The sequence below is a fragment of the Streptomyces sp. NPDC057438 genome (genome assembly GCF_042802995.1).
Lineage (GTDB): Bacteria > Actinomycetota > Actinomycetes > Streptomycetales > Streptomycetaceae > Streptomyces.
Genome location: NZ_JBHVDD010000013.1, coordinates 17,089 through 43,831, shown reverse-complemented (window position 1 = coordinate 43,831; position 26,743 = coordinate 17,089). Strand labels below are relative to the sequence as shown.

Here is a 26,743-nt window from a genome sequence, read left to right as displayed (position 1 = left end):
CGGGTGCGCGGCGGCTCGGAGGCAACCAGGCCGTGCGGCCCGTGCATACGCTGGTACGTCTGTGGCTGTCAGGCGGCCAGCGTCTTGAGTCGGGAGGCCGCCTCCTCCAACACGCCTGTCCGCTTGCAGAACGCGAAGCGAACAAAGGGGGCGCCCTGCTCGCGGTGGTCGTAGAAGACCGCGTTGGGGATGGCGACGACTCCGGCCCGCTCGGGCAGGGCCCGGCAGAAGGCGAAGCCGTCGGTCTCGCCGAGGGGGCGGATGTCGGTGGTGACGAAGTACGTGCCGGCGGTACGGAACACGCCGAAGCCGGCGTCCGCGAGCCCCGCCGACAGCAGGTCGCGTTTGGCCAGCATGTCCGCCCGGAACGCCTCGAAGTAGCTGTCCGGCAGCGCGAGGGCCTCGGCGACGGCGTACTGGAAGGGCCCGGACGCCACATAGGTGAGGTACTGCTTCGCCGAGCGCACGGCGGTCACCAGCGCGGGCGCGGCCGTCACCCAGCCGACCTTCCATCCCGTGAAGGAGAAGGTCTTGCCCGCGGACCCGATGGTCACGGTCCGCTCCCGCATCCCCGGGAACGTGGCGAGCGGCAGGTGCTCGGCCTCGTCGAAGACCAGGTGCTCGTACACCTCGTCCGTCACGACCAGCAGATCCCGCTCGACGGCCAGCTCGGCGATCGCGGTCAGCTCCGCCCGGGTGAGGACGGTGCCGGTCGGGTTGTGCGGAGTGTTGATCAGCAGCAGTCGGGTCCGGTCGGTGACGGCGGCCCGCAGTTCGTCGAGATCCAGCCGGAAGCGCCGCTCCTCGCCCGTGTCACCGGACCCCCCGGCGGTTCCCTCGGACGGCCGTAGCGTCACCGGTACGCGCGTTCCGCCCGCCATCGCGATGCAGGCCGCGTACGAGTCGTAGTACGGCTCCAGGGCGACCACCTCGTCGCCCGGCTCCAGCAGGCCCAGCAGGGCTGCCGCGATGGCCTCCGTGGCACCCGCCGTGACCAGCACCTCCGTGTCCGGGTCGAACTCCAGCCCGTACCGCCGCCGCTGATGGTCGACGATCGCGGTCCGCAGCTCGGGGACGCCCGGCCCCGGCGGGTACTGGTTGCCCCGGCCGTCGCGCAGCGCCCGTACGGCGGCCTCGCGGATCTCCTCGGGGCCGTCGGTGTCCGGAAAGCCCTGGCCCAGGTTGATGGACCCGGTCCGCAGGGCGAGCGCCGACATCTCGGCGAAGATCGTCGTTCCGAACTCGGCGAGCCGCCGGTTCTGCGCCGGACGAGGGGTGCGGGCGGAGCTTGCGCTGGAGGTCATGGCCGTCATCCTGCGCCGAACCTCTGGAGTTCCTCAACTTCGCTTTGGCCGGTGGGACGACAGGGCATCCCCACGTCACGCACGGCTCATGGGGGGCCTGCACGGGGGAATGAAAGGCAGGTGCCGACATGGAGGTCGTCTTCTTCTTCGTCGTCGTGGGCGCGGTCGTTCTGATCAGCATCGTTTCGAGGGCGGGCAGCGGTGGCTCGCGGACGAGCCGGCGTGCGCACAGCTGGTGGGCGGACGGCGGATCGTCCCGCCACCGCGGTGGATCGTCCTGCAGCAGCGGGTCGTCCTGTGGTAACGGGGGTGGTTGCGGTGGTGGGGGTGGCTGCGGCGGCGGAAGCTGACCGCGGCGTCGCGACCCACAGGGGGCGGTGGCCGTGGACGAGGACATGAGACTGCTGCTGGTCGTCTGGGCCGGGTTCGCCGTGTTCATGGCGGTGATCGTCGTGGTGGGCCGCTGGCGCGAAGCCCGTCGCGACGCGGGTCGTGACGGGCGCCGCAGCTGGTGGACGGACGGCGGGGGATCGTCGGGCGGGTCGTCGTGCGGGGGCGGGTCCTCCTGCGGCGGTGGCTGCGGGGGCGGAGGGGACTGAGCGATGGCCGAGATGTTTCCGGTGTTGGGTGTCCTGCTGTTCGTGGCCCTGGTGCTGCTCGCCTCGCTGGTGGTGCCGATCGTCGTACTGGTCACGCGGGGCGGTGGCGGCGGTTCGTCCTGTGGGGGAAGCTCGTCCTCCTCGTGCGGCGGCAGCGGCGACCGACCTCGCGAGAGGCAAGCTCTGGACTTGCTCAACTCGGCTTTGGGCGGTCCATGGCGGGGGAATCCCCGCGACACGCAAGTGAGCGAGGCGCCCACGGGGGGCCGCTTCGGGGGACTCGGAAGAAAGAGGGGAGGGTGACGCCATGAACGCGATCGCGGTGATCGGCATCATCCTGGTGGTGGTCTGTGCGGTACTGGCGCTCATCGTGGCCGACAGCCGCCGCAGGACGCGCGCGGCACGGGCGGGGGCCCGAGGCGGCAGGACGTCCGGCCGCGGTGGCAGCGCCCACCGCGGCGCCCACCGCAACGGCGGCCGCGGCGACAGCGGCTCGTCGAGCAGCGACAACAGCTGGTGGGTGCTGGGGGCGGCCGGCGTCGGTGACAGCGGCTCGTCCCACTCCTCCTCGAACGACGACCGGGGTTCGTCGTCCGGGGGCTCGTCCTGCGGCAGCAGCAGCGGCTCGTCCTGCAGCAGCAGCTCGTCCTGTGGTGGGGGGTCCTCCTGCGGCGGCGGGGGCGGATGCGGTGGAGGCAGCTGACACGGGGCAGCTGAGCTCCACGACACGAGCGCCCGCCGGGAGGACCGACTCCCGGCGGGCGCTCGCGTGTGTGGTGCCTGCGGACGTCATGCCGCCGCGTGTGTAGCGCCGCGCGGACGGGGCAGACGGTCCGGTGTCCCGCACGCTGCCCGGGGCCGGCGCGCGGGTAGCACTTCTGTTCACGCCTGGGTGCGCCGGGTGGGCCCGGTAGTCCGACGGGCGCTTCCCCGTGTTCGCGCGCCTGGCGCGGCGGGCGCGTGGGGAGTGTGTCGGCCGACGGGGCGTACGCCTGGTTGAACAGTTGAGCTGGGCTGCCCTCGGGGGGATGGAAAGCACGCCAAGTTGGGTAAAAACGCTGTGGTTGCACCACAGTTCATGATTCCCTATAAATCGCCAACGCAGCCCCCGGACGTCCCTCCCGGCAGGCCTGACACGGCTGACCGGACCGACGGGGACGTCGTCCTCACCCGACCTGGCTGACCGGGCCACGATTCCCGGTGCCGACCGGGGTGCGCCGGACCCACTCCTCTTCATCGTTGCGTCGCTGCGGAGCCGACCCATGCTCACGACCCTGAACACCGCCTACACCGACACGCGCGCGGCAGACCTCGCCTGGGCCCTGGGCCGCGAGCCGCTGCCCGCGCTCGCCACGCTCGATCTCGAACTCACCGGCGCAAAGCTGCAGTTGCGGCTGCTCGGCGCGTCCCACCAGGTGCTCCTGGAGGAGGAGCGGGGCAGCCACTGCTCGGAGACGGTCGCGTGCATTCCGGGGTCCAGCACGCCCCTTCCGCTCGGCGTGGCCAAACGGGTGGGTGACTGGGAGTACGAATTCGCCGCCCGCGTCGAAGTGCTGTCACCGGGTTCCTTCGCCGGCCGCGCCCAGGAACTGCTGGCCCTCGTCTCCGACCACCCGCACGGCCTGGCCGGGGTCTTCCCCGGCAGCCCGCACGCGTTCACGGCGATGCTGGCGCAGCGGCACGAGGGGCAGGTGCACTGGCGTACGTGGCACGCGTATCCCCAGGACGGTCAACTGGTGGCAACGAGAACGAGGGTGGGGGTGAGGGTGCCGGTACCTGTGCCTCTGCCGGTGCCGATGCCCGCGGTGCTGTGAGGGTGCCTCATGGCTCGGTCCGGCTGGTTGGGCGGGTTCGGCTCCGGTGGGTCTTCTCGCGCAGCCCCTGTTTTTCAGGGGCGCGGGGAACTGCGCGAGAACGCTCCACGCACCCGCAGCCGCCCAACCACCCGAACTCCCGAGCTATGAGGCACCCGGCCAAGCGTCGCAGACCACCCGTGTGGGTGACCCGGCGGAGCGCGACCGTGACGGTAGCGTGCCAGGAGTGATCGAGCCGCACGCCCCCGCACCCCCCGGCGCCCCTCCCCCCTGGCGCGGCGACGGAGGCCCGGGCGCCCAGGCGTGGTTACCGGTCCGCCCGGGAGTCGGCCGCTTCCTCGTCCTCGCGGGCGTCTTCGTCTGCGCCGCCTGCGGACTCGTGTACGAACTGGAACTCGTCGCCCTCGCCTCGTACTTGATCGGGGACTCGGTCACCCAGGCCTCCGTGGTCCTCTCGGTCATGGTGTTCGCCATGGGCATCGGCTCCCTCGCCGCGAAACGCCTCTGCTCCCGTGCGGCCCTCGGCTTCGGTGCCATCGAGGCCGCCCTCGCTCTGGTCGGCGGCTGCAGTGCCCTCGCGCTGTACGCGGTGTTCGCCTGGACCGGCGACTGGGGCGGGATGTGGGCGAACGGCTCCCGCTACCTCCTCGTCGCGTTCTCCCTGGCCATCGGCCTGCTCATCGGCGCCGAGGTGCCCCTGCTGATGGAGCTGATCCAGCGCATCCGCCGCCAGGACGCGGGGGGCGCGGTCGCCGACCTGTTCGCGGCCGACTACGTGGGCGCGCTGGTCGGCGGCCTCGCCTTTCCCTTCCTCCTGCTGCCCTGGCTCGGCCAACTGACCGGCGCCCTGCTCACCGGCACGGTGAACGCCCTCGTCGGCGGCGCCCTCGTCCTCGGACTGTTCCGGCACGACCTGAGCCGCCGCGACCGGCGGCTGCTGCTGGCCGCCAATCTCGCCGTCCTCGGCCTCCTGGCCACCGCGGCCGCGCACGTCGACGACTTCGAGCGCGCGGCCCGGCGCGCGGTGTACGGCAAGGACGTACGGGTCGCGCTGCAGACCGACGTGCAAGAGGTGGTCCTCACCGGCGGCAGGGACGGCCGCCCGCTCGCCCTCTTCCTCGACGGCCGCCTGCGCATCAGCGGCCACGACGAACAGCGCTACCACCGGGCGCTCGTCCGCCCGGCCATGGACGCCGGACCCCACGCCCGCGTCCTCGTCCTCGGCGGCGGCGACGGCCTCGCCGCCCGCGAGGTGCTCCGCCACGAGGACGTCCGCCGGGTGGACATCGTCGAACTCGACCCGGGCGTGGTGCGTCTGGCCCGCACGGACCCCGCGCTCTCCGCCCTCAACGGCCACGCCTACGCCGACGACCGTGTCCGCGTCGTCACGGAGGACTCCTTCGCATGGCTGCGCGGCGCCCGTCCGGCCCGGCCGTACGACGTCGTGATCTCGGACCTTCCCGATCCCGGCATCACCGCCAGCACGAAGCTCTACTCGCGGGAGTTCTACGGCCTGGCTCGTGAGGTCCTGGCCCCCGACGGCCGCATGGTGGTGCACGCGGGCCCGGTCGCGTCCCGGCAGCGGATCTTCTGGACGGTCGACGCGACCGTGCGTGCCGCCGGCCTGCGCACCACGCCCTACCGGGTCACCGCCGGCGCCCCGGGCTTCGTCACCGGCCCCGACCGCACGGCCCACACCTCCCGCGCCCCCCACGACTGGGGTTTCGTCCTGGCGACGTGGCCCGGCGCCGCCCGCCCCCCGGCAACGGAGCTCGGCAGCGGGGCCGCCCGGCTCGACCCCGCCGACCGGATGCCGGGCCTGCCACCGTCGACGCTGGTGCACCCGAGGTACACCGGCTGAGCCGGGAGAGGCGTGTGAGGCGGGAGAGGCATACGGGAGGGGAGAGGCATACGGGGTGGAGGAGGCGTTCAGGTCGCATGGGGCCGGGTGGGGCGGAAAACGAGTGAGAACGCGTATGTACGGGTGCGGTGCCGTGTCACGTGGGTAGGCTCGGATTCCATGGAGCATGAGGTGTTCGTTCCGGTTCCCGTCGGCCGCCTCCGGGAGGCGCTGTCCGACCCCGAGCGGGTGGCCCGAGCGGTCCCCGGGCTCCAGCAGGACGCGGGCACCGCACCCGTTGCCGGCCGAATGAAAGTACGGATCGCCGGCCACACCATCACCTACCGCGGCACCCTCAGCGTCACCGCCCGGGACGACGGTTCCTACGCGGTGGAGGGCGACGCCACCGAGGCCCGGGGCAATGGCACCGTGCGGCTCGCCCTGACCCTCCGCCTCACCCCGGCCCCTGACGGCACCACCCTCACCTGTGCGGGCACCGCCACCGCCGACGGCCGTATCACCGAACTCCCGGCCGACTCGGTGTCCTCGGCGGTGACACGGCTGCTCGGAAGGTTCGCGGAGAACCTGGCCACGACGGCCGAGACCGAACCGAAGTCCACGGCCGACACAGACACCGGCACCGAATCCACGGCCGAACCAGCCTCGGAGACCGCGGAAACCGCCGACGAGCACCACGCCCCCGCCGAGTCCGAGCCCGAACCGCCCACCCAGTCCGAGTCCGAGCCCGAACCCCCCGCCTCCGTCTTCGAGACCGACGTCCCGGCCTCCGCCCTGGACCCCTTCGACGAGGAGGACTTCGTCGCCGGGGGCGAGCCGCCCGCGGAGGCCGCGCACGCCCGCCGGACGATGATCGGCCGCAGCGCGGAGGAGGTTGACCACGCGCCGCCCCGCGGCCGCTACGCCCCGGTCCCGGCCCCCGAGCCCGTCTCCGCGAGCGCCACCCTCCGCTGGGCCGCGCCCGCGGCGGCCCTCGCCGTGGCCTCCGCCATCATCGTGAGCCGGGCTCTGCGCAGGCGCCGCTGACGACACCGGCCGCGGGCGGCCAACTCCTCGGCGGGGTCGGCCAGTAGGGTCGAGGGGTGAGTAGCGAAGAGATCACGTTGGCCGCGGGTGACGCGGAGGTGGTGCTCGCACCGGCGAACGGTGGCCGGGTGGCGGGCCTGCGGGTCGGTGGCGCCGAACTGCTGCGGCAGGGCGAGCGGTTCGGGTGCTTCCCGATGGTGCCGTGGTGCGGACGCATCCGCGACGGACGGTTCCGCGACGGCGGCACCGTGCGGCAGATGCCCCTCAACGCCCCGCCGCACGCCATCCACGGCACCACCCGCGAGGGAGCCTGGCGCGTCGCGAGCCACCGCGGCACCGAGGCCGTGCTCACCTACGACCTCGTCGAGCCCTGGCCCTACCCCGGCCGCGTCACCCAGGTGGTGACCCTCACCCCGGACGCCCTCACCCTCACCATGTCCGTCGAGGCGTACGACTCCTCCTTCCCGGCCCAGATCGGCTGGCACCCCTGGTTCAACCGGAGCCTGGACGGCGACGGCGCGGACGTCACGGTCGACTTCACGGCCGCCTGGCAGGAGGAGCGCGGCGCGGACCACCTGCCCACCGGCAACCGCCTCGACCCCCGGCCCGGCCCCTGGGACGACTGCTTCGGCATGCCCGGCGGCGTGGACGTCACCCTCACCTGGCCGGAGCGGCTGGAACTGAAGGTCGCCTCCCGCGAGGAGTGGGTCGTGATCTACGACGAGCAGGCGGAAGCCGTGTGCGTCGAACCCCAGACCGGGCCGCCCGACGGCCTCAACACCCACCCCCGGCTGGTCACCCCCATCGACCCCCTCGAAGCCACGACGACCTGGACCTGGCGCCGCCTGTGAGCGGAGAGCGGGTGCGGGGGCGGATGCCGGGGCGCGCGAGCGGACGCGGGTGCGGGCGTGGGGGCGGGGCGCGCGGGGGCGTATAGCGGGCGTACCGGCCCCCCTTAAGCTGACTGCCATGACTGACGTGGACGTACGTGGATCTTTGCTGCAGCAGATCAAGGACAAGGCCGTGGTGCACGGCAGGGTGACCCTGTCGTCGGGTCTGGAGGCGGACTACTACGTCGACCTGCGCCGCGTCACCCTGGACGGCGAGGCCGCCCCGCTCGTCGGTCAGGTGCTGCTCGACCTGACCGCCGATCTCGACTTCGACGCGGTCGGCGGGCTGACCATGGGCGCCGACCCCGTCGCCGGCGCGATGCTGCACGCGGCCGCCGCGCGGGGCCGCCGGCTGGACGCGTTCGTCGTCCGCAAGGCGGCCAAGGCGCACGGACTGCAGCGGCGCGTGGAGGGGCCGGAGATCAGCGGCCGTCGCGTCCTCGTCGTCGAGGACACCTCCACCACCGGCGGCTCCCCGCTGGCCGCCGTCGAGGCCGTGCGCGAGGCCGGGGCCGAGGTCGTCGCCGTCGCCACCATCGTCGACCGGGCGACCGGGGCCGCCGAGAAGATCGAGAAGGGCGCCGGGGTCCCGTACCTCTTCGCGTTCTCGAAGGACGAGCTGGGCCTGGACTGACCGGCTGCCCGACGGCCGCCGGTACCGGGGGGAACCCCGAGGTCAGGGGTTACCGAAGAGTTCTGGACGCCCTGACCGGAGCATCGGGTCCCGTCTGGAAGGATGGGGCCGACGATGACGTCGCAACCCTAGGTCAGGGACCGTAAGCACAACGCCACCCGCACATACAAGGAGCGGACCATGCCCATCGCAACCCCCGAGGTCTACAACGAGATGCTCGACCGGGCGAAGGCAGGCAAGTTCGCCTACCCGGCCATCAACGTGACCTCGACCCAGACGCTGCACGCCGCGCTGCGGGGCTTCGCGGAGGCGGAGAGCGACGGCATCGTCCAGATCTCGACCGGCGGTGCCGAGTTCCTGGGCGGCCAGTACAGCAAGGACATGGTGACGGGCTCCGTCGCCCTGGCCGAGTTCGCGCACATCGTGGCCGAGAAGTACCCCGTCACGGTCGCGCTGCACACGGACCACTGCCCGAAGGACAAGCTGGACGGCTACGTACGTCCGCTGATCGCGGTGTCGGAGGAGCGGGTCAAGGCCGGCCGCAACCCGCTGTTCCAGTCCCACATGTGGGACGGCTCGGCCGAGACCCTCGCCGACAACCTCTCCATCGCGCAGGAGCTGCTCGCCCGCGCCGCCGCCGCGAAGATCATCCTCGAGGTCGAGATCACCCCGACCGGCGGCGAGGAGGACGGTGTCTCCCACGAGATCAACGACTCCCTCTACACGACGGTCGACGACGCGATCCGCACGGCCGAGGCGCTGGGCCTGGGCGAGAAGGGCCGCTACCTGCTGGCCGCCTCCTTCGGCAACGTCCACGGCGTCTACAAGCCGGGCAACGTCGTCCTGCGCCCCGACCTCCTCAAGGAGCTGAACGAGGGCGTGGCCTCCCGCTTCGGCAAGGAGTCCCCGTTCGACTTCGTCTTCCACGGCGGCTCGGGCTCCACGGAGGAGGAGATCCGCACCGCGCTGGAGAACGGCGTCGTCAAGATGAACATCGACACCGACACCCAGTACGCCTTCACGCGTCCGGTCGCCGCCCACATGTTCCAGAACTACGACGGCGTCCTGAAGGTCGACGGCGAGGTCGGCAACAAGAAGACGTACGACCCCCGCACCTGGGGCAAGCTCGCGGAGGCGTCGATGGCGGCCCGCGTCGTCGAGGCGTGCGGCAACCTGCGCTCCGCCGGCACGAAGATCAAGTAGCCCGACCGGGCCCGGACCGACCCGGGCCCCGGCTCCGGCCGCGTACCACCGCCCCTGCCCGCAGCCGCACACGCGCGGCCGCGGGCAGGGGCGTGTCCATGCCCGCGGCCGGGCGGCTCCCTCTCCCTCTTTGGCGCCGGCTCCGGTCCTCCGTACCGCTCCCGCCCCGGTCCCGCCCCGTCTCCGCACCTGGCCCCGGCGCCCGGCGCGCGGCATGATGCGGACCATGGCCGATGTACGCCTTGCCTCTGCCCAGGGCAAGTGGATCCTGCTGACCACGGTGCTCGGCTCCAGCATGGCCATGCTGGACTCGACGGTCGTCAACGTCGCCCTCCCGCGCATCGGCCTCGACCTGGACGCCGACCTCGCGGCCCTCCAGTGGACCGTCAACGCGTACATGCTGACCCTCGCCGGTCTGATCCTCCTCGGTGGTGCGCTGGGTGACCGTTTCGGCCGTCGCAAGGTGTTCGTCGTGGGCGTGGTGTGGTTCGCCGCGGCCTCGCTGCTGTGCGGCATCGCCCCGAACGGCGGTGTGCTGATCGCCGCCCGCGCCCTGCAGGGCGTCGGCGGCGCCCTGCTCACTCCCGGGTCGCTGGCGCTCATCCAGGCGTCGTTCCACCGCGAGGACCGCGCGAAGGCCGTCGGCCTGTGGTCCGGCTTCGGCGGCATCGGCGCGGCCGTCGGCCCGTTCCTGGGCGGCTGGCTGGTCGACGGCCCCGGCTGGCGCTGGGTCTTCCTCCTGAACGTCCCCCTGGCCCTGCTGTGCGTCCCGATCGCCGTCCGCCACGTACCGGAGTCGGCGGACAGCGGCAGCCACGACCGCGGCTTCGACATCCTGGGCGCGGTGCTCGGCGCCGCGTCCCTCGCGTTCCTCACCTACGCGCTGATCGAGGCCCGGGCGGGCACGCTCGCGGTCGCGGTCACGGCGCTCGCCGGAGTGGTGACGGCCGTGGCCTTCGTCCGCGTCGAACGCCGTCGCCCCGACCCCATGATGCCGCCGGAGATGTTCGCGTCCCGCCAGTTCACGGCGGTCAACATCGTCACCCTCTTCGTGTACGCGGCCTTCGGCGGCTTCTTCTTCCTCGCCGCCCTGCAACTCCAGGTGGTCGCCGGGTACTCCGCTCTCGGCGCCGGCACGGCCCTGCTCCCCATCACCGTCCTGATGCTGTTGCTCTCCGCCCGCGCGGGCGCCCTCGGCGAACGCGTCGGCCCCCGCATCCCCCTCACCGTCGGCCCCCTGCTGTGCACGGCGGGCGTGCTGCTGATGCTGCGCGTGGGCCCCGACGCCGTGTACGCCACCGATGTGCTCCCCGCCCTGCTGGTCATGGGACTCGGCATGGTCACCCTCGTGGCCCCGCTGACCGCCACCGTCCTCGCCTCGGTCTCCACCGACCACGCCGGTGTCGCCAGCGGCATCAACAACGCCGCCGCCAGGGCCGCGGGTCTCCTGGCCGTGGCGGCGCTGCCGCTGATCGCCGGGATGGGCCCGGAGGCCTACCGCTCGCCCACCCAGTTCGACAGCGCGTTCGACAAGGCCATGCTCGCCTGCGCCCTGGCCCTCCTGGCCGCCTCGGCCCTCGCCTACGCCACGGTCCGCCGCCCCACCCCCGACTGCCACCACCCCGAATGCCGCACCCACGGCTGCGTGACGGCTCCGCCGCTGGAGGGCCGGCAGAAGGGCGAGACCGCGCCGGAGTAGCGGGGAGCGAGCGGGAAAGGCGGGTGCGGTGTCCCGGGTCGCGCCGGGGTGGGGTTCGGACCCGGCGAACCACACCCTCCGCATGGGCCAGACTGGAGCCCATGACGATTCACGAAAACCTTCTCGGCGGCCCACCCCCGACCCACCTCCCCGACGCCCCGGAACCCCGCGAGCTCCTCGCGGGCGGCACACCCCCGGCCGACGTCGCCGCCAAGTACCCCACCTCCTCCCTCGCCTGGGCCCAGCTCGCCGACGAGGCGTACGAGCGGGGCAGCGTCGTGGAGTCGTACGCCTACGCCCGTACGGGCTACCACCGCGGCCTGGACGCCCTGCGCCGCAGCGGCTGGAAGGGTCACGGGCCCGTCCCCTGGGAGCACGAGCCGAACCGCGGGTTCCTGCGCGCCCTGCACGCCCTGGCCCGCGCCGCGGGTGACATCGGCGAGCAGGAGGAGTACGAGCGCTGCTCCCAGTTCCTGAAGGACTCCTCCCCGACGGCGGCGCAGACGCTGGGCTGACGCGCTGCACTGATCGAAGGGTTGTTCGGGCAGGTCCGCCTGGTGTGACCAGGCGGACCTTGCGGTGCGGGGGTGGTATCACCGAACATGCGGGTGGGGACCGGGGCCCCCGTGTCGGAATTCGGCAGGGGCGGACCGCTACCCGGAGCACACATCAGGAGACAGCGATGTCCCTCACGGCTCAGCCCCACGAGGCTTCGGAGCCCGAGACCCCGCATCTCGACTTCCAGGGCACGACCCCGTACGAGGACTACGTCCAGGCGGACGTCCTCACCCACCTCCAGCACCCCCTCTCCGACGACCCCGGCGAGATGGTCTTCCTGGTGACCACCCAGGTCATGGAGCTGTGGTTCACCGTCATCGTCCACGAGTGGGAGACCGCGACCGCCGCGATCCGGAACGACGACGTGGCGAGGGCCAGGGACGCGCTCAAGCGTTCCGTACGCGAACTGGAGGCCCTGAACGCCTCCTGGCGCCCGCTCGCCCAGCTCACCCCCGCCCAGTTCAACTCCTATCGCGCCGCCCTCGGCGAGGGCTCGGGCTTCCAGTCGGCGATGTACCGCCGGATGGAGTTCCTGCTCGGCGAGAAGTCCGCCTCGATGCTCGTCCCGCACCGGGGCGCCCCCCGCGTCCACGCCGAGCTGGAGAAGGCGCTGCACGAGCCGAGCCTCTACGACGAGGTGCTGCGGCTGCTGGCCCGCCGCGGCCACGCGATCCCCGAGTCCGTCGTACGCCGTGACGTCTCCCAGCGCTACGAGCCCTCCCCCGAGGTCGAGGAGGCGTGGACCGAGCTGTACTCCGGCGACCCCGACCACGAACTCGCCCGCCTCGGCGAGGCGTTGACCGACGTCGCCGAACTCGTCTGGCGCTGGCGCAACGACCACCTCGTCGCCACCCGCCGCGCGATGGGCTCCAAGGCCGGCACGGGCGGCTCCGCCGGTGTGGCCTGGCTGGAGAAGCGCGCCCGGAAGAACGTCTTCCCCGAGCTGTGGACGGCGCGCTCCCATGTCTGACATCACCGCTTCCCGTACTGAACTGGCCTCGCTGGCACAGGAGTTGGACGCGGCCGACGAACTGTCCGGCCTGCGCTCCCGCTTCGTCCTCGACGACGCCGTGTACCTCGACGGCAACTCGCTCGGCGCGCTGCCGGCGTCGGTCCCCGGACGGCTCACGGACGTCGTCCACCGCGAGTGGGGCGAGCTGCGCATCCGCTCCTGGGACGAGAGCGGCTGGTGGACCGCGCCCGAGCGGATCGGCGACCGTATCGCTCCGCTGGTCGGCGCGGCGCCGGGCCAGATCGTGGTCGGCGACTCCACGAGCGTCAACGTCTTCAAGGCGGTCGTGGCGGCGGTACGGATGGCGGACGAGGACTCCGGCTCCGCCGCCGACCGCCGCGACGAGATCCTGGTCGACGCGACGACGTTCCCGACGGACGGCTACATGGCCGAGTCGGCGGCCCGGATGACCGGCCGTACCCTGCGCCCGGTGACCCCGGCGGAGGTCCCCGCCGCCCTGAGCGACCGTACGGCCGCCGTCCTGCTCAACCACGTCGACTACCGCAGCGGCCGCCTCCACGACCTGCCCGCCCTGACGGCGGCGGTCCACGAGGCCGGCGCGTACGCCGTCTGGGACCTCTGCCACAGCGCGGGCGCCCTCCCCGTGGGCCTGGACGAACACGGGGTCGACCTCGCGATCGGCTGCACCTACAAGTATCTGAACGGCGGCCCCGGCTCCCCGGCCTACCTCTACGTCCGCCGGGACCTGCAGCCCCGTTTCGACTCGCCCCTCCCCGGCTGGACCTCCCACGCCGCCCCCTTCGCCATGCGTCCCGCGTACGAGGCCGCGGCGGGGGCTCCCCGGGGCCGGGTCGGCACGCCCGACATCCTGTCGATGCTGGCCCTGGAGGCGGCGCTCGACGTCTGGTACGGGGGCGGCGACGGCGGTTCCGCCGGGGCCGGGGTGACGACCGGCGCGGTGACGATCGACGCGGTCCGTGCCAAGTCCCTCGCCCTGACGGACTTCTTCCTGCGCTGCGTGGCGGCGTACGTCCCCGAGGGCCGGGTCGAGTCCATCACCCCCCTCGCCCACGCGGAGCGCGGCAGCCAGATCGCCCTGCGCTGCGACGACGCCGGTGACGTCATGAAACGCCTCATCCACCGGGGTGTCATCGGCGACTTCCGCCACCCCGACGTCCTCCGCTTCGGCTTCACCCCGCTCTACGTCACCTTCGCGGACGCGGAGCGCGCGGCGCGCGTGCTGGGGGAGACGCTGGGGGAGGCGGGGTAGCGGCGGAGGTGGGCCGGCGGGGGCGCCCCTGCCGTTCGAGTCCGAGGGTGGTCCGGTCGTTCCGGCGGCGGGGGATCCGCCGCCGGGGCGCCGGTGAGCGGCACCGCTCAGCTCCGACCGGGAGCCGGTGAGCGAGACCTCTCAACCCTCCGGCCCCCTGCCCTTGAGCCCCCGGCCCCGGCAGCTCCGCCCAGCTCTCGGCGCGTGCCTTGCGTCAGCCCGCGCCGCCCCACCCCGGGCTCCTGACCCGGCGTCACATGCCGGTGTCGACGCACGTCACGGGCCTGATACCGTCCCGCCAACGGCAGGCGCCCCCTTCCCAGGAACGCGCCCACCCAAACCCTTCCAAATCCGTTTCACCCGAGAGGTTGGCGCATGCCGGACGACGACGCCGCAGCCCGCGATGCCGCCGAAGAGGCATCCGCCTTCTCGCACCCGCCGGTCGCCCCCGACGCCACCGCGGCCTACGGCGACCACCCCGACCAGGTGATCGACTTCTACGCCCCCCGCACCCCCGACGCGGACGCGGGCCTCGCCCCGGTGGTCGCGGTCCTGCACGGCGGCGCCTGGCGAGCCCCCTACGACCGGCATCACATCACCCCCTTCGCGGACTTCCTCGCCCGCCACGGCTTCGTGGTGGCCAACATCGAGTACCGGCGAGGAAGTTCGATCCCCGCCCAGACCGGCCTCAACGGCACCCCCGCCCCGACGGCGGGCCGCTGGCCGGAGACGTTCGACGACATCGCCGCCGCCCTCGACGCCCTGCCGGACCTCGTCCGCGCGGCCCTGCCGCAGGCGGACCCCCGCCGTACGGTCGTCACCGGCCACTCGGCCGGCGGTCACCTCGCCCTGTGGGCGGCCGCCCGCCATGTACTCCCGCCCGACACGCCCTGGCGCACCTCCGGCCCCGCCCCCCTGCGCGGAGTCGTCGCCCTGGCCCCCATCGCCGACTTCGCCGTGGCCGAGAAGCTGGACGTCTGCGGCGGCGCTGCCGGTCAACTCCTCGGTGGTCAGAGCAAGTTCACCGAGCGCCGCCCCTACGCCGACCCCGCGCTCCTCCTCCCGACCGGCATCGCCACCACCCTCGTACAGGGCCGCTCCGACATCGTCGTCCCCCAGGCCGTCGCCGAGGCGTACGCGGACGCCGCGGCCAGGGCGGGCGAGGTCGTGGGGCTGACGCTGCTGGAGGACGTGGGTCACTTCCCGCTCATCGACCCGGCGGCGGACGCGTGCGCGGTGGTGGTGGAGGAGATCGCCCAACTGGCCTGGTGAACACCCGGCCCTGCCCCGGACCGGGGCACCGCCCCGGCCCCTCCCCGCTGATACCCGTAATACCTGAGAGCTACATGCCAGGTGAGCTCCCTGGCGGGACGCCGACGACGGCCCCCCTTCCTTAGCTTCCTTGCCAGAGCGGTCCGATGACGGGCCGCGTTGGCCGGGCAGGGAAGGGGCGGAAGACATGGGGGGCGCGAGCGCGACCCGGCCGGAGGCGGATCTCCGACCACCCACCGAACCACGCCCCACGGCGCGACCACCGTGGCCGTCCCCCACACCGACGGCGCGTCGGCGTCCCACCTCCGGGCTCCGGCGGTCCTCCTGGTTCCGGCGCCCCGCGACGGCCCGGCTGCGCCGGACGCTGCTCGCCCTCCTGGTGGCGGCGGCCGTGATCGTCCCCGTCTCCGCCGCGGCCAGACCGCGGATTCCGGCCCCGCCCCCGGCACCGCTCGCCCCGCCGACCCCGACGACGCTCCGGTCGACGTACGAGGCCAACCGCGCGAACGCCGCGGAGGCCGCCCGTATGGCCGAGGCTCACGGGGACCGCGGCCGAGCCGCGACCGACCGGTGGCTGGCGGCACCCACCCGCAGGCTCCTGATGTTCGACGGCCGGGGACCCGGGCAGGCCGTGGAGGTCCTGGGCGACCTGCTGACGGCCGACCACACAGCCGTCCTGGTCCCGGGCTCGGACACGAACCTGGACACCTACGACCGCTTCCACGGAGCCGCGCGGTCCCTGTACGACCGCACGGGCCCGGACACGGCGGTGATCGCCTGGCTCGGCTACGAAACGCCCGGCACGATCAGCACGACGGTCCTCACCCCCACCCGAGCCGAGCAGGCGGCCCCCCGCCTGCGCTCGTTCCTGCGCGAACTACGCGCTCTGGTGGGCGACTCCACCAGCCTCACCCTCATCTGCCACTCGTACGGCACGGTCGTCTGCGCCCACGCCGTCACCGGTCTCGACGACGCCGACGGCGTCGACGACATGGCCCTGATCGGCAGCCCCGGCACGGGGGTGGACAGCACGGCCGACCTGCGCACCTCGGCACGCGTATGGGCGGCCCGGGGCACGGACGACTGGATCGGCACGGTGCCCCACACCCGGACCGACCTCTTCGGCACGACCGTCGGTTTCGGCCCCGACCCCACGTCCCCCTCCTTCGGCGCCCGTGTCTTCACCGCGGGCACGGCCGGCCACAGCGACTACTTCACCCCCGGCTCCACCTCCCTCGACAACCTGGCCCGTATCACCCTGGGCACCCGCGCGGAGGTCACCCGTGCGTGACCACATCCGCCCGCTCACGGCATCCCGTACGGCCGCCCGCCGGGCCGTCCGGCGCATCGAGGCCGCCACCCCACCCCACCGGGACCGCGCCGTGGACGCCCTCCGGGCCCTCGCCATACTCGGCGTCATCCTGGGGCACTGGCTGGTCACCGCCCTGGTCGCGGACAGCGGCACGCTCCGCACCACCAGCCCCCTCCAGCACCTTCCCCGACTGGCCCCCGTCTCCTGGCTGTTCCAGACCCTCGCCGTCTTCTTCCTGGCGGGCGGCCACGTGGCCACCAGGAGCCACGCCTCGGCCCGGGCGCGCGGCGTCACCTACCTTCCCTGGCTCCGCGCCCGTCTGGCCCGTCTGTTCCGCCCGGTCGCCGCCCTCCTGACCCTGTGGACGGCGGTCACGATCGCCCTCCTGGCCGCGGGCACCCGCGTCGACACGGTCCACACCCTGGTGAAGCTGGCCCTGTCCCCGCTGTGGTTCCTCCTGGTCTTCGCCGCCCTCACAGCGGCGACACCCCTGCTGACCCGTCTCAACCCGCTCTGGCCCCTGGCCGTCGTCCTGCACGTGGACCTCATCCGTTTCGGCCTCGGCGGCCCCCAGAGCCTCGGCTGGATCAACCTGGCCGCGGGCTGGCTGGTCCCGTACACGCTGGGCGCCGCCTGGACCCGGGGCGAACTGGAGCACCCGCGCGCGGGCTGGACCCTGCTGCTGTCCGGCACGGCGGCGACGGCGGCCCTGGTCCTCTGGGCCGGCTACCCCGCGTCGATGGTCGGTGTCCCCGGGGCAGAGATATCCAACCTGAACCCGCCGACCCTGGCCGCCGTCACCTTCGGCCTGGCCCAGTGCGGTCTGGCGCTCCTGCTGCGCGGTCCGCTCCGTCGCGTCCTGCGGCGCCGGCCACTGACCTGGGCGGCCGTGGCGGTCGTCAACCTCTCGGCGATGACCGTGTTCCTCTGGCACCAGACGGCGATGATGGCGACGACCGCCACCGGTCTGACGGCAGGCCGCCTCCCCGGCCTGCACACCCTTCCCGACGACCTCCTCTGGGTGGCCGCGCGTCTCACCTGGCTGCCGGTGTTCGCCCTGGCGCTGCTGCTCTGCCGGGCGGCCTTCCACAACCACGAGAACCGCAGTCCCCGTACCCCGAACCAGGACACGGACCAGACCGCAGGGACGAGGACGGAGAGCGCGACGGTGACCAACGGGGTGCGACATGCCTAGGGTTGTGCGGATGAACGGGGTGGAGAAGCGGCTGACCAACGGCCTACGGGTGTTGCGTCAGGACCTGTGGAGCGGCAAGCCCCACCCTCTGCCGCCGTCGGTCTGGCTCCGCTGGCTGCCGCACGGGACTGTCTTCCTGGTCGCGTTCGGGACCACGCTGGCCGGCGTCGATCTCATGGCCGACAGATACGGACTGGGCCCGGAGTACAGCCTGCTGTGCGCGGCCGCGCAGGGCGTGGCCGTGTCGCTCGCGCTGTGGTGGCCGGTACCGGCGTGGTGGCTGTCGACCACGGTCATGGTCGTGGCGGCCGTGGGCGCCCGTGCCCACCTGACCGTCAATCCGCCGTCGGACAACGTTCCCTTCTGGCCGTGGAGCGGGCCCGGGATCTTCGCGCACGCCATGCTGCTGTTCCTGCTCGCACTGCGCCTGCCCACCCGCGTGTCCGCCGAGGTGTTGGCCCTCACCGTGCTGCTCACGTATGTCCTCCAGGAAGCCGTCGGCAGCCCGAACCAGGAGCCGTCGGGCGCGCTGGCGCTGGCGATGTTCGCCGGGGTCACCATCCTCGGCGGCGCTCTGCGAGGCCGCCGCGAGGCCCGCACCCAACTCGTCAGACAGACCAGCATCACCGCCGAGGAGCGCGCCCGCCGCACCGTGCTGGAGGAGCGCAGCCGTATCGCGCGCGAGCTGCACGACGTGGTCGCCCACCACATGTCTGTGATCTCCATCCAGGCCCAGGTCGCCCCGCACCTGACGGAGAACCCGTCCGAGGAACTGAAGGAGAACCTCCACGGCATCCGGCAGAACGCGCTGGAGGCCCTCACCGAACTCCGCCGCGTCCTCGGCGTACTGCGCTCCGAATACCCACCGGACGCCGGCCCCGACGATCCGCGGGGGAGAGCGGGCGTCACCGAGGGCACCGCCCCGCACGCCCCGCAGCCCACCCTGGACCGTCTCGATGCGCTCGTCGACAACACCCGCGCGGCGGGCCTCGCGGTCGTCACCGAGATCCACGGAGAGGTACGCCCGCTGCCTCCCGGCGTGGAACTGTCGGCGTATCGCATCGTGCAGGAGGCGCTCAGCAACGCCCTGCGGCACGCGCCGGGTTCGACCGTCCGCGTGGAACTCACCCACTTTCCGCGCGGTCTGCAGGTACGGGTCATCAACTCCCGTCCCGCCCGCGAGGCCCCACCGTCCCCCGGCGCCGGCCACGGGCTGCTCGGCATGCGCGAGCGGGCCGCGATGCTCGGTGGCACCCTCATGGCGACCGAGACCTCCCACGGCGGCTTCGCCGTCGTGGCCTTCCTCCCCCGCGACGGCCACCCCGGCGGCGAGCTCCGGCTCGCACCGGACACGACAGGAGAAACGAGTCCATGACGAGCAGCACCATCCGCGTACTGATCGCCGACGACCAGCAGATGGTCCGGCAGGGCTTCTCGGTGCTGCTCGACACCCAGCCCGACATCGACGTGGTCGGCCAGGCGGTGCACGGCCTCGACGCGATCGACAAGGTCGCCGAACTCGCACCGGACGTCGTCCTGATGGACATCCGCATGCCCGAGCTGGGCGGCATCGAGGCCACCCGGCGCATCACCACCGAGCGCCCGCACATCCAAGTCCTAGTCCTCACCACCTTCGACCTCGACGAGTACGTGTACGAGGCGCTGCGCGCCGGCGCGTCCGGCTTCCTCCTCAAGGACGCCTCCGCCGACCAGCTCGCCGAGGCGGTACGGGTCGTCGCGGCGGGCGACGCCCTGCTCGCGCCCGGTGTCACCCGCCGGCTCATCGCCGAGTTCTCCCGCCTCGGCACCACCCCCCGCGCCCCGCTCAAGGAACGTGTCGGCGACCTGACCGAGAGGGAGACCGAGGTGCTCTCCCTGATCGCGCAGGGCCTGTCCAACGCCGAGATCGCCCAGCGTCTCGTCGTCGCCGAGCAGACCGTGAAGACCCACGTGGGCCGCATCCTGGTCAAACTCGGCCTCCGCGACCGCACCCAGGCAGCGGTCTTCGCCTACGAATCGGGCCTGGTCCGCCCCACGGGTTACTGAGCGGACGACACCACCGGGGACACGCACGCCGCCCGGCGGTACCCGTAGTACCTGAGACGGACCCGGACAGACCCTCCTCACTGGTGACGACGCCGGCCCCGCCCTCCGCCTACCGTTTTCGTGTGACCGAGACGACCCAGACCCAGACGATGCCCTTGCGAGGCGGGGACAAGCCGAGCAGCCCGGAGTTCCGAGTGGCCATGGACGCATGGCGCAGGCTGCGCCAGGACCTGCTCCACGACGGGTTCGCCTATCGGCCGATGCCGCCGATGAAGATGGACGGCCCGTTCACCGGCCGGCTCTCCGGCCGTCTCCGCCAGTACGTGGCCTGGGCCCCGCACGCGGCCGTGGTGGCGGCCGGTCTGCTGTCGATGACGATCGCCGCCTCCTCCGGGGACGGAAGCGGGCTCACCAACGTCCTGGCCGCCGGCTTCGCCCTGTTCCCGGTCCTGCTCACCATGATCAGGCCCGTGGCGGCATTCTGGGCGTCCATGATCGCGGCGCCTCTGACCGCGGTGGGCAGCGGCCTGTGGGACGACTGGCCGTGGACGGCCGGCAGCTTCGCGACCCACCTCGTGGTGATGACGGTCGTGGCCCTGCGCACACGGCCGCGCATAGCCGCCTGGATGTGGGGCCTGACCGCGGCGTACGGAGCCTTCCTGGAGGCCACCATCGGCGGCGGCCACTACGCGGCGAACAACACGGTCCCGCTGCTCGTCGTCTCCGCCATGACCCTGCTGGCAGCCTCCGCCCTGTCCATACGCCGCACGGCCCAGCGCGAGGTGACCGCCCAGCAGACGGTGACCGAGCACGAGCGCTCCCGGCGCACCCTCCTGGAGGAGCGCACCACCATCGCCCGGGAGCTGCACGACGTGGTGGCCCACCACATGTCGGTGGTCGCCATCCAGGCCGAGGCCGCGCCCTACCGCGTGGAGAACCCGCCGCCGGAGCTGGAACAGGCCTTCGCCACCATCCGGGAGAACGCCGTGGCCGCTCTCACCGAGCTGCGCCGTGTCCTCGGTGTGGTCCGCGCCGAGGACTACGAGGCCCCGGACGCCCCCCAGCCCACCCTCGCCGACCTCGACGCCCTGCTCGCCAACGTGCGGGAGGCGGGGCTCACGGTCGACAAGGCGGTCACCGGAGCGGTCCGTGAGCTGCCGCAGGGCGTGGAGCTGTCGGCGTACCGCATCGTGCAGGAGGCCCTCAGCAACACCCTGCGGCACGCGCCCGGCGCCTCGGCCCGCGTGGAGATCGGCTACGTCCTCGGCGGGCTCGGCCTGCGCATAGTCAACGGACCGTCCCAGGACGTGATCCTGGTGAAGTCCCCCCACGGCACGGGTCACGGCCTCACCGGCATGCGCGAGCGCGTCGCGATGCTGAACGGCGAGATGACCACGGGCGGGACGGAGGACGGCGGGTACGAGGTGACGGTGTTCCTGCCGGTCTCCAGTGTGAGCGAGGGCGACGCATGACGATCCGCGTGCTGATTGCCGACGACCAGATGATGGTCCGCGAGGGCTTCTCCGTGCTGCTCAACGCGATGCCGGACATCGGGGTGGTCGGCGAGGCGGTGAACGGCCGGGAGGCGGTCCAGCGGGTCCGGGAGCTGTCGCCCGACGTCGTCCTGATGGACATCCGGATGCCCGAGCTGAACGGCATCGAGGCCACCCGGGAGATCGTGGCGTCGAACGGCGGGGCGAAGGTGCTGGTCCTGACCACGTTCGACCTCGACGAGTACGTCTACCAGGCACTGCGGGCGGGAGCCTCCGGCTTCCTCCTCAAGGACGCCTCGGCCCGCCAACTGGCCGACGGGGTGAGAGTGGTGGCCGCCGGGGAGGCGCTGCTCGCCCCGTCCGTCACCAAGCGGCTGATCACGGAGTTCTCCAAGCTGGTCCAGGCCCCCCGCCCCTCGGCGGCCACCCAGCTGGCGTACGGCGAACTCACCGACCGCGAGACCGAGGTCCTGGTTCTCATCGCTCAGGGCCTGTCCAACTCGGAGATAGCCGAGCGCCTGGTGGTCGCCGAGTCCACGATCAAGACCCATGTGAGCCGGGTCCTGGTGAAGCTGGGTCTGCGGGACCGCACCCAGGCGGCGGTGTTCGCCTACGAGGCGCGGCTGGTCACCCCCGGCTGACGGGCCCCGGGAGCGGGTTCTCCGAGGTCACGTGTCGGTTCCCCCTGGTCATGGGGCCCGCTCGCGGGTTAGCGTCCGGTCATGGCAGCTGCTTCCGATCTCGCTTTCGACCCGTGGGACCCCGACTTCGTGGCCGACCCGTACCCGGCGTACGCGGAGCTGCGGGACCGGGGCAGGGTGCAGTACTTCGAGCCCACGAACCAGTGGCTCGTCCCGCACCACGCGGATGTCTCGGCGCTGCTGCGGGACCGCAGGCTCGGGCGGACGTACCAGCACAGGTTCACTCATGAGGACTTCGGCCGGGTCGCGCCGCCGGCGGAGCACGAGCCGTTCCACACGCTGAACGACCACGGCATGCTCGACCTGGAGCCGCCGGACCACACCCGGATCCGGCGGCTGGTGTCGAAGGCGTTCACACCGCGCACGGTGGAGCGGCTGAAGCCGTATGTGGAGGGGCTGGCCGGTGAGCTGGTCGCCGGGCTGGTCGAGGCCGGTGGCGGCGACCTGCTCACGGATGTCGCGGAGCCGCTGCCGGTGGCGGTGATCGCCGAGATGCTCGGTGTCCCCGATTCGGACCGGGATCAACTGCGGCCGTGGTCGGCGGACATCTGCGGGATGTACGAGCTGAGCCCGTCGCAGGAGACGGCGAAGCGGGCGGTGCGGGCGTCGGTGGAGTTCTCGGAGTTCCTGCGGGAGCTGATCGCGCACCGCAGGGCGGAGCCGGGTGAGGACCTGATCTCGGGCCTGATCGCCGCCCATGACGAGGGCGACCGCCTCACCGAGCAGGAGATGATCTCCACCTGTGTGCTGCTGCTGAACGCGGGCCACGAGGCGACGGTGAACGCCACGGTGAACGGCTGGTGGGCGCTGTTCCGGAACCCGGAGCAGCTGGCGGCGCTGCGCGCGGACCACTCGCTGGTGCCCGGGGCGGTGGAGGAGCTGATGCGGTACGACACCCCGCTGCAGCTGTTCGAGCGGTGGGTGCTGGACGACATCGAGATCGACGGGACGACGGTTCCGCGCGGCGCGGAGATCGCGATGCTGTTCGGCTCGGCCAACCATGACCCGGCCGTGTTCACCGCCCCCGAGAAGCTGGACCTCACTCGCACGGAGAATCCGCACATCTCCTTCAGCGCGGGCATCCACTACTGCATCGGGGCGCCCCTCGCCCGTATCGAACTGGCCGCCTCGATGACGGCTCTCCTGGAGAAGGCCCCGACGCTCACCCTCACGACCGAGCCGACCCGGAAGCCCAACTTCGTGATCCGGGGCCTGGACGGCCTATCCGTCGAGATCTGAGAAGCTCCCACCGCCCGATCCCGATCCTGATCCCGACCTTCGTCGCCGGGCCGCCAGCAGGGCGATCACCAGGCAGACGGCGGCCGGGAGGGCGGCTCCGGCCAGGGCGACGAAGGGGAGTTCGGTGGCGAGGACGGTGTAGTCCATGTCCTCGCCCTCGAAGCCGCCCCGGAGATGGCGGCGCGTGCGGTCCGAGGTGCTCCAGGCGAGCGTCGCGGCCAGCATGCCCACCGCGGACAGCGCACAGCCCCCACACCCCAGGGCACTCTGCCGATCCACCGCCCGGCCCGGTCGCGTCCCCTGTTCCCCTGGCGCCGATTGCCCCGCTCGCCCCGCTGCTTCGGGCTGCTTCGGTTGCTCCATGGCGGACATGAGAGAAGGGACGCGCCCCGGTCGGCTGTGGTTCTCCCGGGCGCCCCGCCCTCAGCCGCTCAGATCCCGCCGCCGCAGCCCCGCCAGACCTCCCGCCACGAGCGCTACCGCGAGCCCGGCCAGTACCAGCACCGGTGTCCATTGCATCTCGCCGCCCGGCAGCTTCGGGAGGTGGCCGAAGGGGGAGAGGTCGAGGACGGCCTGAGGGGCGTCGAGGGCGGGCCCGATCCAGCCGATGAGGAGGACGGCGCCGGCGAGGCCCCAGGCCGCCGGTGCCGCTCGGGGCGCGAGCCCGTACAGCAGGACGGCGCTGCCGCCGATGACCCACACCCCGGCGACCTGGACGAGGCACCCGGCCAGGATCGGGCCGGCCTCCTTGCCGTAGCCGAAGGTGAAACCGAGGCCGGCGAGGAGCATGATCCACACGGTTCCACCGAAGGCGACGGCCAGGTGTCCGGCGGCCCAGCGCAGCCGGCCCACCGCGTTGGCGAGGAGGGGTTCGGCGCGCCCGGAGGTCTCCTCGCCGTGCAGGCGCAGCACCGAGCCGACGATGTACAGCGCGGCGATCAGACCGAGCATGCCGATCATGGAGGCGAGGAAGGCGTTGGTCAGACCGGACTGGCCTCCCATGCGTTCGAAGATCTCGCGGGCGCCCTCGTTGTCGCCGACGAACTCGGCCGTGCCCTCGGTCAGTCCGCCGTAGACGAGCCCGGCGAGGAAGAAGCCGATGCTCCAGCCGAGGACACCGCCGCGCTGCAACCGCCAGGCCAGCGCGCCGGCCGTGGCCAGCCGTCCGGCCGCCGGTCCCGGCCGGGTCGGCAGAAAGCTCATGCCGACGTCCCGCCGCCCGGCGAGTGCGTAGGCCACCGCGCCCTGAAGGACCGTCGCCGCTACGAACAGCAGCAGCACCCACCACCGCTCATCCGCGAACGAACGCTCGTTTTCCAGCCACCCCAGCGGCGACATCCAAGTCAAAAAAGACGAACCTTCGTTCGCGGAAGCGTCACCCGCCGCCCGCAGCACGAACGCCCCGCCCAGCACCCCCGCCGTCAGCCCCCGCGCCAGCCGCGCGCTCTCCGTCAGTTGGGCGACCACCGCCGCCATCGTCGCGAACACCATCCCGACGCCCGCGATCCCCAGCCCGAAGGCCAGCGCACCCGCCGCCCCCTGCCCGGCCAGCCCGAGCGTGACGATGAGCACCAGTCCGCCGTTCGCCACGGCCGCCGTGAGGAGGGCGGCGGTCAAGGACGACCGGCGCCCCACCATCCCCGACGCGACCAGCTCCTGCCGGCCGCTCTCCTCCTCGTCGCGGGTGTGGCGGATGACGACGAGGAGGCTCATGACGGCGGCGAGGAGACCCGCGTAGACGCCGACGCGCCAGGCGGTCAGGGCGCCGAGGGAGTCGTCGTAGACGGGGCCGACCAGGGCGCGCAGGGACGAGTTGGTGGTCATCTGGCGCATGAGGTCGGCGCGTTCGGCGGCGGTGCCGTACAGGCTCTTCAGGCTGTTCGGCATGGAGAGGACCATCAGCCCGGTCACCGCGACCCAGACCGGCACCATCACCCGGTCGCGGCGCAGGGCGAACCGCAACAGCGTGCCCGTGCCGGCCAGTTGGCGCGCCCCGCCGGACCGTACGGCGAACGGGCCGACCGGCTCGGCGGCCGTCCCGGCGGTCATCGCGCGACCACCCCTGCCGCCTCTCCTGCCTCTCCTGCCGTTCCTGTCTCTCCTGCCTCCTCCGCCTGGTAGTGCCGCAGGAACAGTTCCTCCAGCGTCGGCGGCGTCGACGTCAGGGACCGGACGCCGGACTCGGTCAGGGAGCGGAGTACGGCGTTGAGTTTGTCGGTGTCGACCTGGAGGTGGACGCGGTGGCCCTGGACGTCGAGGTCGTGGACGCCGGGGAGGCGGGTGAGGCCGTTCGGCGGGGCGGCGAGTTCGGCGGTGACGGTGGTCCGGGTCAGATGGCGCAGATCGGCGAGGGAGCCGCTCTCGACGGTGACGCCCTTGCGGATGATGCTCACCCGGTCGCACAACTCCTCGACCTCGCTGAGGATGTGGGACGACAGCAGGACCGTACGGCCCCGGTCGCGCTCCTCCCGTACACAGCGCTGGAAGACCTCCTCCATCAGCGGGTCCAGGCCCGAGGTCGGCTCGTCCAGGATGAGGAGGTCCACGTCGGAGGCGAAGGCGGCGACGAGGGCGACCTTCTGCCGGTTGCCCTTGGAGTACGTCCGTCCCTTCTTCGTGGGGTCGAGTTCGAACCGCTCGACGAGATCGGCCCGGCGCCCCGCGTCCAGTCCGCCCCGCAGCCGTCCGTACAGGTCGATGACCTCGCCGCCGGACAGGTTCCGCCACAGGGTCACGTCGCCGGGGACGTACGCGATCCGGCGGTGCACCTCCACCGCGTCCGCCCACGGGTCGCGGCCGAGGACCTGTGCGGCGCCCGAGTCGGCGCGCAGCAGGCCCAGCAGGACACGGATGGCGGTGGACTTTCCGGCGCCGTTGGGGCCGAGGAAGCCGTGGACCTCGCCGGTCTCGACCGTCAGGTCGAGGCCGTCCAGCGCGTGGGTCCGCCCGAAGGACTTGTGCAGTCCCGAGACGGTGATGGCCTTCGTCATGTTCGGAACGTACGCTTACTTCAGAAATTTGTGAAGTTAAGGAAGGGTGCGAATCGCCGGTAGGCTGGTCGGTGCTGTCTGACCAGGGGATATCGAGGAGATACCGAGGGAGTTGATCCAGGGATGACGGAACCGACGGCCGGGGCGGATGCAGGGGTGGATGCCACGGCGGCCGGTGCGGAGGCCCTGGGGCGTGATCCCGAGACGGTCTCCCGTTTCGTCGAGCACTTCGCGGCGCAGCTTGTCGAAGCGGGGATGCAGCGCATGGCGGCCCGGATCTTCGCCGCGCTCCTCGCCTCCGACACCGGCGCGCTGACCTCCGTCGAACTGGGTGAACAGCTGAAGATCAGCCCCGCCGCGGTCTCCGGCGCGGTCCGCTACCTCGCCCAGGTGCACATGGTGTCCCGCGAGCGCGAGCCGGGTTCACGGCGCGAGCGATACCGCGTCCACAGCGACCAGTGGTACGAGGCCCTCACCAACCGCGAGGCCATCATCAAGCGCTGGGAGGAGGCGCTGCGCGAGGGGGTCGTCAGCCTGGGCCCCGACAGCCCGGCAGGACGCCGACTCGCCGAGACCCTCGCCTTCTTCGAGTTCATCGAGACCGAACTCGAAGAGATGATGGACCGCTGGCGCGTCCACCGCGACGAGAAGTTCGGCCGGGGCTGAC

General features: G+C 72.6%; 25 protein-coding genes. 21 read left to right on the top strand and 4 right to left on the bottom strand.

Annotation, left to right across the window (positions count from 1 at the left end):
• Positions 1 to 68: 68 nt before the first annotated feature.
• Positions 69 to 1,313 (bottom strand): pyridoxal phosphate-dependent aminotransferase, encoded by a 1,245-nt coding sequence (locus ACFU5F_RS10575; RefSeq protein ID WP_383884858.1) that lies wholly within the window; start codon positions 1,311 to 1,313, stop codon positions 69 to 71.
• Positions 1,314 to 1,699: 386 nt separating this feature from the next.
• On the opposite strand from ACFU5F_RS10575, the gene ACFU5F_RS10570 reads away from it, so the two are divergent.
• The 20 genes from ACFU5F_RS10570 (at position 1,700) to ACFU5F_RS10475 (ending at position 23,086) form a co-directional block, all read left to right on the top strand.
• The gene (locus ACFU5F_RS10570) at positions 1,700 to 1,903 is read left to right on the top strand and encodes a hypothetical protein (protein ID WP_383884856.1); all 204 of its coding nucleotides are present in this window, start codon (positions 1,700 to 1,702) and stop codon (positions 1,901 to 1,903) included.
• 307 nt (positions 1,904 to 2,210) lie between these two features.
• On the top strand, positions 2,211 to 2,606 hold the full coding sequence (locus ACFU5F_RS10565; protein WP_383884853.1) for a hypothetical protein: 396 nt from the start codon (positions 2,211 to 2,213) through the stop codon (positions 2,604 to 2,606).
• 559 nt (positions 2,607 to 3,165) lie between these two features.
• Entirely contained in the window at positions 3,166 to 3,717 is a 552-nt protein-coding gene (locus tag ACFU5F_RS10560; protein ID WP_383884850.1) for a DUF2617 family protein, read from the top strand.
• 226 nt (positions 3,718 to 3,943) lie between these two features.
• Positions 3,944 to 5,578, top strand: coding sequence for a polyamine aminopropyltransferase (locus ACFU5F_RS10555; protein WP_383884847.1), 1,635 nt, complete (start codon positions 3,944 to 3,946; stop codon positions 5,576 to 5,578).
• A 159-nt stretch (positions 5,579 to 5,737) separates the two neighbouring features.
• Entirely contained in the window at positions 5,738 to 6,601 is an 864-nt protein-coding gene (locus ACFU5F_RS10550) for an SRPBCC family protein (RefSeq protein WP_383884844.1), read from the top strand.
• A 56-nt stretch (positions 6,602 to 6,657) separates the two neighbouring features.
• Complete coding sequence (locus tag ACFU5F_RS10545) at positions 6,658 to 7,452, top strand: aldose 1-epimerase (protein ID WP_383884841.1); 795 nt, start codon at positions 6,658 to 6,660, stop codon at positions 7,450 to 7,452.
• A 118-nt stretch (positions 7,453 to 7,570) separates the two neighbouring features.
• Positions 7,571 to 8,125, top strand: a complete 555-nt coding sequence (pyrE, locus tag ACFU5F_RS10540; protein WP_013001905.1) for an orotate phosphoribosyltransferase — start codon at positions 7,571 to 7,573, stop codon at positions 8,123 to 8,125.
• A gap of 180 nt (positions 8,126 to 8,305) precedes the next feature.
• Entirely contained in the window at positions 8,306 to 9,328 is a 1,023-nt protein-coding gene (gene fbaA, locus ACFU5F_RS10535; protein WP_319366426.1) for a class II fructose-bisphosphate aldolase, read from the top strand.
• A gap of 226 nt (positions 9,329 to 9,554) precedes the next feature.
• A complete protein-coding gene (locus ACFU5F_RS10530) occupies positions 9,555 to 11,027 on the top strand; it encodes an MFS transporter (RefSeq protein WP_383884835.1) in 1,473 nt (490 codons plus the stop codon).
• A gap of 101 nt (positions 11,028 to 11,128) precedes the next feature.
• Positions 11,129 to 11,542 carry a DUF3151 domain-containing protein gene (locus tag ACFU5F_RS10525; RefSeq protein WP_383884832.1) on the top strand — a complete coding sequence of 138 codons (414 nt, stop codon included), beginning with the start codon at positions 11,129 to 11,131 and terminating at the stop codon, positions 11,540 to 11,542.
• A gap of 167 nt (positions 11,543 to 11,709) precedes the next feature.
• Positions 11,710 to 12,555 (top strand): tryptophan 2,3-dioxygenase family protein, encoded by an 846-nt coding sequence (locus ACFU5F_RS10520; protein ID WP_383884829.1) that lies wholly within the window; start codon positions 11,710 to 11,712, stop codon positions 12,553 to 12,555.
• Positions 12,548 to 13,828, top strand: coding sequence for a kynureninase (gene kynU, locus ACFU5F_RS10515; RefSeq protein ID WP_383884826.1), 1,281 nt, complete (start codon positions 12,548 to 12,550; stop codon positions 13,826 to 13,828). Before ACFU5F_RS10520 ends, kynU begins: the two co-directional genes overlap by 8 nt.
• A 375-nt stretch (positions 13,829 to 14,203) precedes the next feature.
• Positions 14,204 to 15,100 (top strand): alpha/beta hydrolase, encoded by an 897-nt coding sequence (locus tag ACFU5F_RS10510; RefSeq protein ID WP_383884825.1) that lies wholly within the window; start codon positions 14,204 to 14,206, stop codon positions 15,098 to 15,100.
• A 187-nt stretch (positions 15,101 to 15,287) separates the two neighbouring features.
• Positions 15,288 to 16,391 carry an alpha/beta hydrolase gene (locus tag ACFU5F_RS10505; protein WP_383884823.1) on the top strand — a complete coding sequence of 368 codons (1,104 nt, stop codon included), beginning with the start codon at positions 15,288 to 15,290 and terminating at the stop codon, positions 16,389 to 16,391.
• The gene (locus ACFU5F_RS10500) at positions 16,384 to 17,607 is read left to right on the top strand and encodes an acyltransferase (RefSeq protein ID WP_383884820.1); all 1,224 of its coding nucleotides are present in this window, start codon (positions 16,384 to 16,386) and stop codon (positions 17,605 to 17,607) included. Before ACFU5F_RS10505 ends, ACFU5F_RS10500 begins: the two co-directional genes overlap by 8 nt.
• 10 nt (positions 17,608 to 17,617) lie before the next feature.
• Positions 17,618 to 18,982 (top strand): sensor histidine kinase, encoded by a 1,365-nt coding sequence (locus tag ACFU5F_RS10495; RefSeq protein WP_383884819.1) that lies wholly within the window; start codon positions 17,618 to 17,620, stop codon positions 18,980 to 18,982.
• A complete protein-coding gene (locus tag ACFU5F_RS10490) occupies positions 18,979 to 19,653 on the top strand; it encodes a response regulator (RefSeq protein ID WP_383884817.1) in 675 nt (224 codons plus the stop codon). Before ACFU5F_RS10495 ends, ACFU5F_RS10490 begins: the two co-directional genes overlap by 4 nt.
• 122 nt (positions 19,654 to 19,775) lie before the next feature.
• A complete protein-coding gene (locus ACFU5F_RS10485) occupies positions 19,776 to 21,125 on the top strand; it encodes a sensor histidine kinase (protein ID WP_383884814.1) in 1,350 nt (449 codons plus the stop codon).
• A complete protein-coding gene (locus tag ACFU5F_RS10480; RefSeq protein WP_383884811.1) occupies positions 21,122 to 21,787 on the top strand; it encodes a response regulator in 666 nt (221 codons plus the stop codon). Before ACFU5F_RS10485 ends, ACFU5F_RS10480 begins: the two co-directional genes overlap by 4 nt.
• An 81-nt stretch (positions 21,788 to 21,868) precedes the next feature.
• Positions 21,869 to 23,086 carry a cytochrome P450 gene (locus tag ACFU5F_RS10475; RefSeq protein ID WP_383884808.1) on the top strand — a complete coding sequence of 406 codons (1,218 nt, stop codon included), beginning with the start codon at positions 21,869 to 21,871 and terminating at the stop codon, positions 23,084 to 23,086.
• Here the strand turns inward: ACFU5F_RS10475 and ACFU5F_RS10470 are convergent.
• The 3 genes from ACFU5F_RS10470 to ACFU5F_RS10460 all read right to left on the bottom strand — a co-directional run bounded on the left by ACFU5F_RS10470 (position 23,069) and on the right by ACFU5F_RS10460 (position 26,076).
• Positions 23,069 to 23,317: a hypothetical protein gene (locus ACFU5F_RS10470; RefSeq protein WP_383884805.1), complete on the bottom strand. Its 249-nt coding sequence runs from the start codon at positions 23,315 to 23,317 to the stop codon at positions 23,069 to 23,071. The genes ACFU5F_RS10475 and ACFU5F_RS10470 overlap by 18 nt on opposite strands.
• Positions 23,318 to 23,509: 192 nt before the next feature.
• Positions 23,510 to 25,135, bottom strand: a complete 1,626-nt coding sequence (locus ACFU5F_RS10465; protein WP_383884802.1) for an ABC transporter permease — start codon at positions 25,133 to 25,135, stop codon at positions 23,510 to 23,512.
• Positions 25,132 to 26,076: an ATP-binding cassette domain-containing protein gene (locus tag ACFU5F_RS10460; protein ID WP_383884800.1), complete on the bottom strand. Its 945-nt coding sequence runs from the start codon at positions 26,074 to 26,076 to the stop codon at positions 25,132 to 25,134. Before ACFU5F_RS10460 ends, ACFU5F_RS10465 begins: the two co-directional genes overlap by 4 nt.
• A gap of 123 nt (positions 26,077 to 26,199) precedes the next feature.
• Here ACFU5F_RS10460 and ACFU5F_RS10455 point away from each other — a divergent pair, with 123 nt between their 5' ends.
• Entirely contained in the window at positions 26,200 to 26,742 is a 543-nt protein-coding gene (locus ACFU5F_RS10455; RefSeq protein ID WP_383884797.1) for a GbsR/MarR family transcriptional regulator, read from the top strand.
• The last annotated feature ends 1 nt before the right edge of the window (position 26,743 follow it).

Coding starts and splice junctions, on each gene's coding strand:
- ACFU5F_RS10575 (WP_383884858.1), bottom strand. CDS start 1,313: ATGACGGCCATGACCTCCAGCGCAAGCTCCGCCCGCACCCCTCGTCCG.
- ACFU5F_RS10570 (WP_383884856.1), top strand. CDS start 1,700: ATGAGACTGCTGCTGGTCGTCTGGGCCGGGTTCGCCGTGTTCATGGCG.
- ACFU5F_RS10565 (WP_383884853.1), top strand. CDS start 2,211: ATGAACGCGATCGCGGTGATCGGCATCATCCTGGTGGTGGTCTGTGCG.
- ACFU5F_RS10560 (WP_383884850.1), top strand. CDS start 3,166: ATGCTCACGACCCTGAACACCGCCTACACCGACACGCGCGCGGCAGAC.
- ACFU5F_RS10550 (WP_383884844.1), top strand. CDS start 5,738: ATGGAGCATGAGGTGTTCGTTCCGGTTCCCGTCGGCCGCCTCCGGGAG.
- pyrE (WP_013001905.1), top strand. CDS start 7,571: ATGACTGACGTGGACGTACGTGGATCTTTGCTGCAGCAGATCAAGGAC.
- fbaA (WP_319366426.1), top strand. CDS start 8,306: ATGCCCATCGCAACCCCCGAGGTCTACAACGAGATGCTCGACCGGGCG.
- ACFU5F_RS10530 (WP_383884835.1), top strand. CDS start 9,555: ATGGCCGATGTACGCCTTGCCTCTGCCCAGGGCAAGTGGATCCTGCTG.
- ACFU5F_RS10525 (WP_383884832.1), top strand. CDS start 11,129: ATGACGATTCACGAAAACCTTCTCGGCGGCCCACCCCCGACCCACCTC.
- ACFU5F_RS10520 (WP_383884829.1), top strand. CDS start 11,710: ATGTCCCTCACGGCTCAGCCCCACGAGGCTTCGGAGCCCGAGACCCCG.
- kynU (WP_383884826.1), top strand. CDS start 12,548: ATGTCTGACATCACCGCTTCCCGTACTGAACTGGCCTCGCTGGCACAG.
- ACFU5F_RS10510 (WP_383884825.1), top strand. CDS start 14,204: ATGCCGGACGACGACGCCGCAGCCCGCGATGCCGCCGAAGAGGCATCC.
- ACFU5F_RS10505 (WP_383884823.1), top strand. CDS start 15,288: ATGGGGGGCGCGAGCGCGACCCGGCCGGAGGCGGATCTCCGACCACCC.
- ACFU5F_RS10495 (WP_383884819.1), top strand. CDS start 17,618: ATGAACGGGGTGGAGAAGCGGCTGACCAACGGCCTACGGGTGTTGCGT.
- ACFU5F_RS10490 (WP_383884817.1), top strand. CDS start 18,979: ATGACGAGCAGCACCATCCGCGTACTGATCGCCGACGACCAGCAGATG.
- ACFU5F_RS10480 (WP_383884811.1), top strand. CDS start 21,122: ATGACGATCCGCGTGCTGATTGCCGACGACCAGATGATGGTCCGCGAG.
- ACFU5F_RS10475 (WP_383884808.1), top strand. CDS start 21,869: ATGGCAGCTGCTTCCGATCTCGCTTTCGACCCGTGGGACCCCGACTTC.
- ACFU5F_RS10465 (WP_383884802.1), bottom strand. CDS start 25,135: ATGACCGCCGGGACGGCCGCCGAGCCGGTCGGCCCGTTCGCCGTACGG.
- ACFU5F_RS10460 (WP_383884800.1), bottom strand. CDS start 26,076: ATGACGAAGGCCATCACCGTCTCGGGACTGCACAAGTCCTTCGGGCGG.
- ACFU5F_RS10455 (WP_383884797.1), top strand. CDS start 26,200: ATGACGGAACCGACGGCCGGGGCGGATGCAGGGGTGGATGCCACGGCG.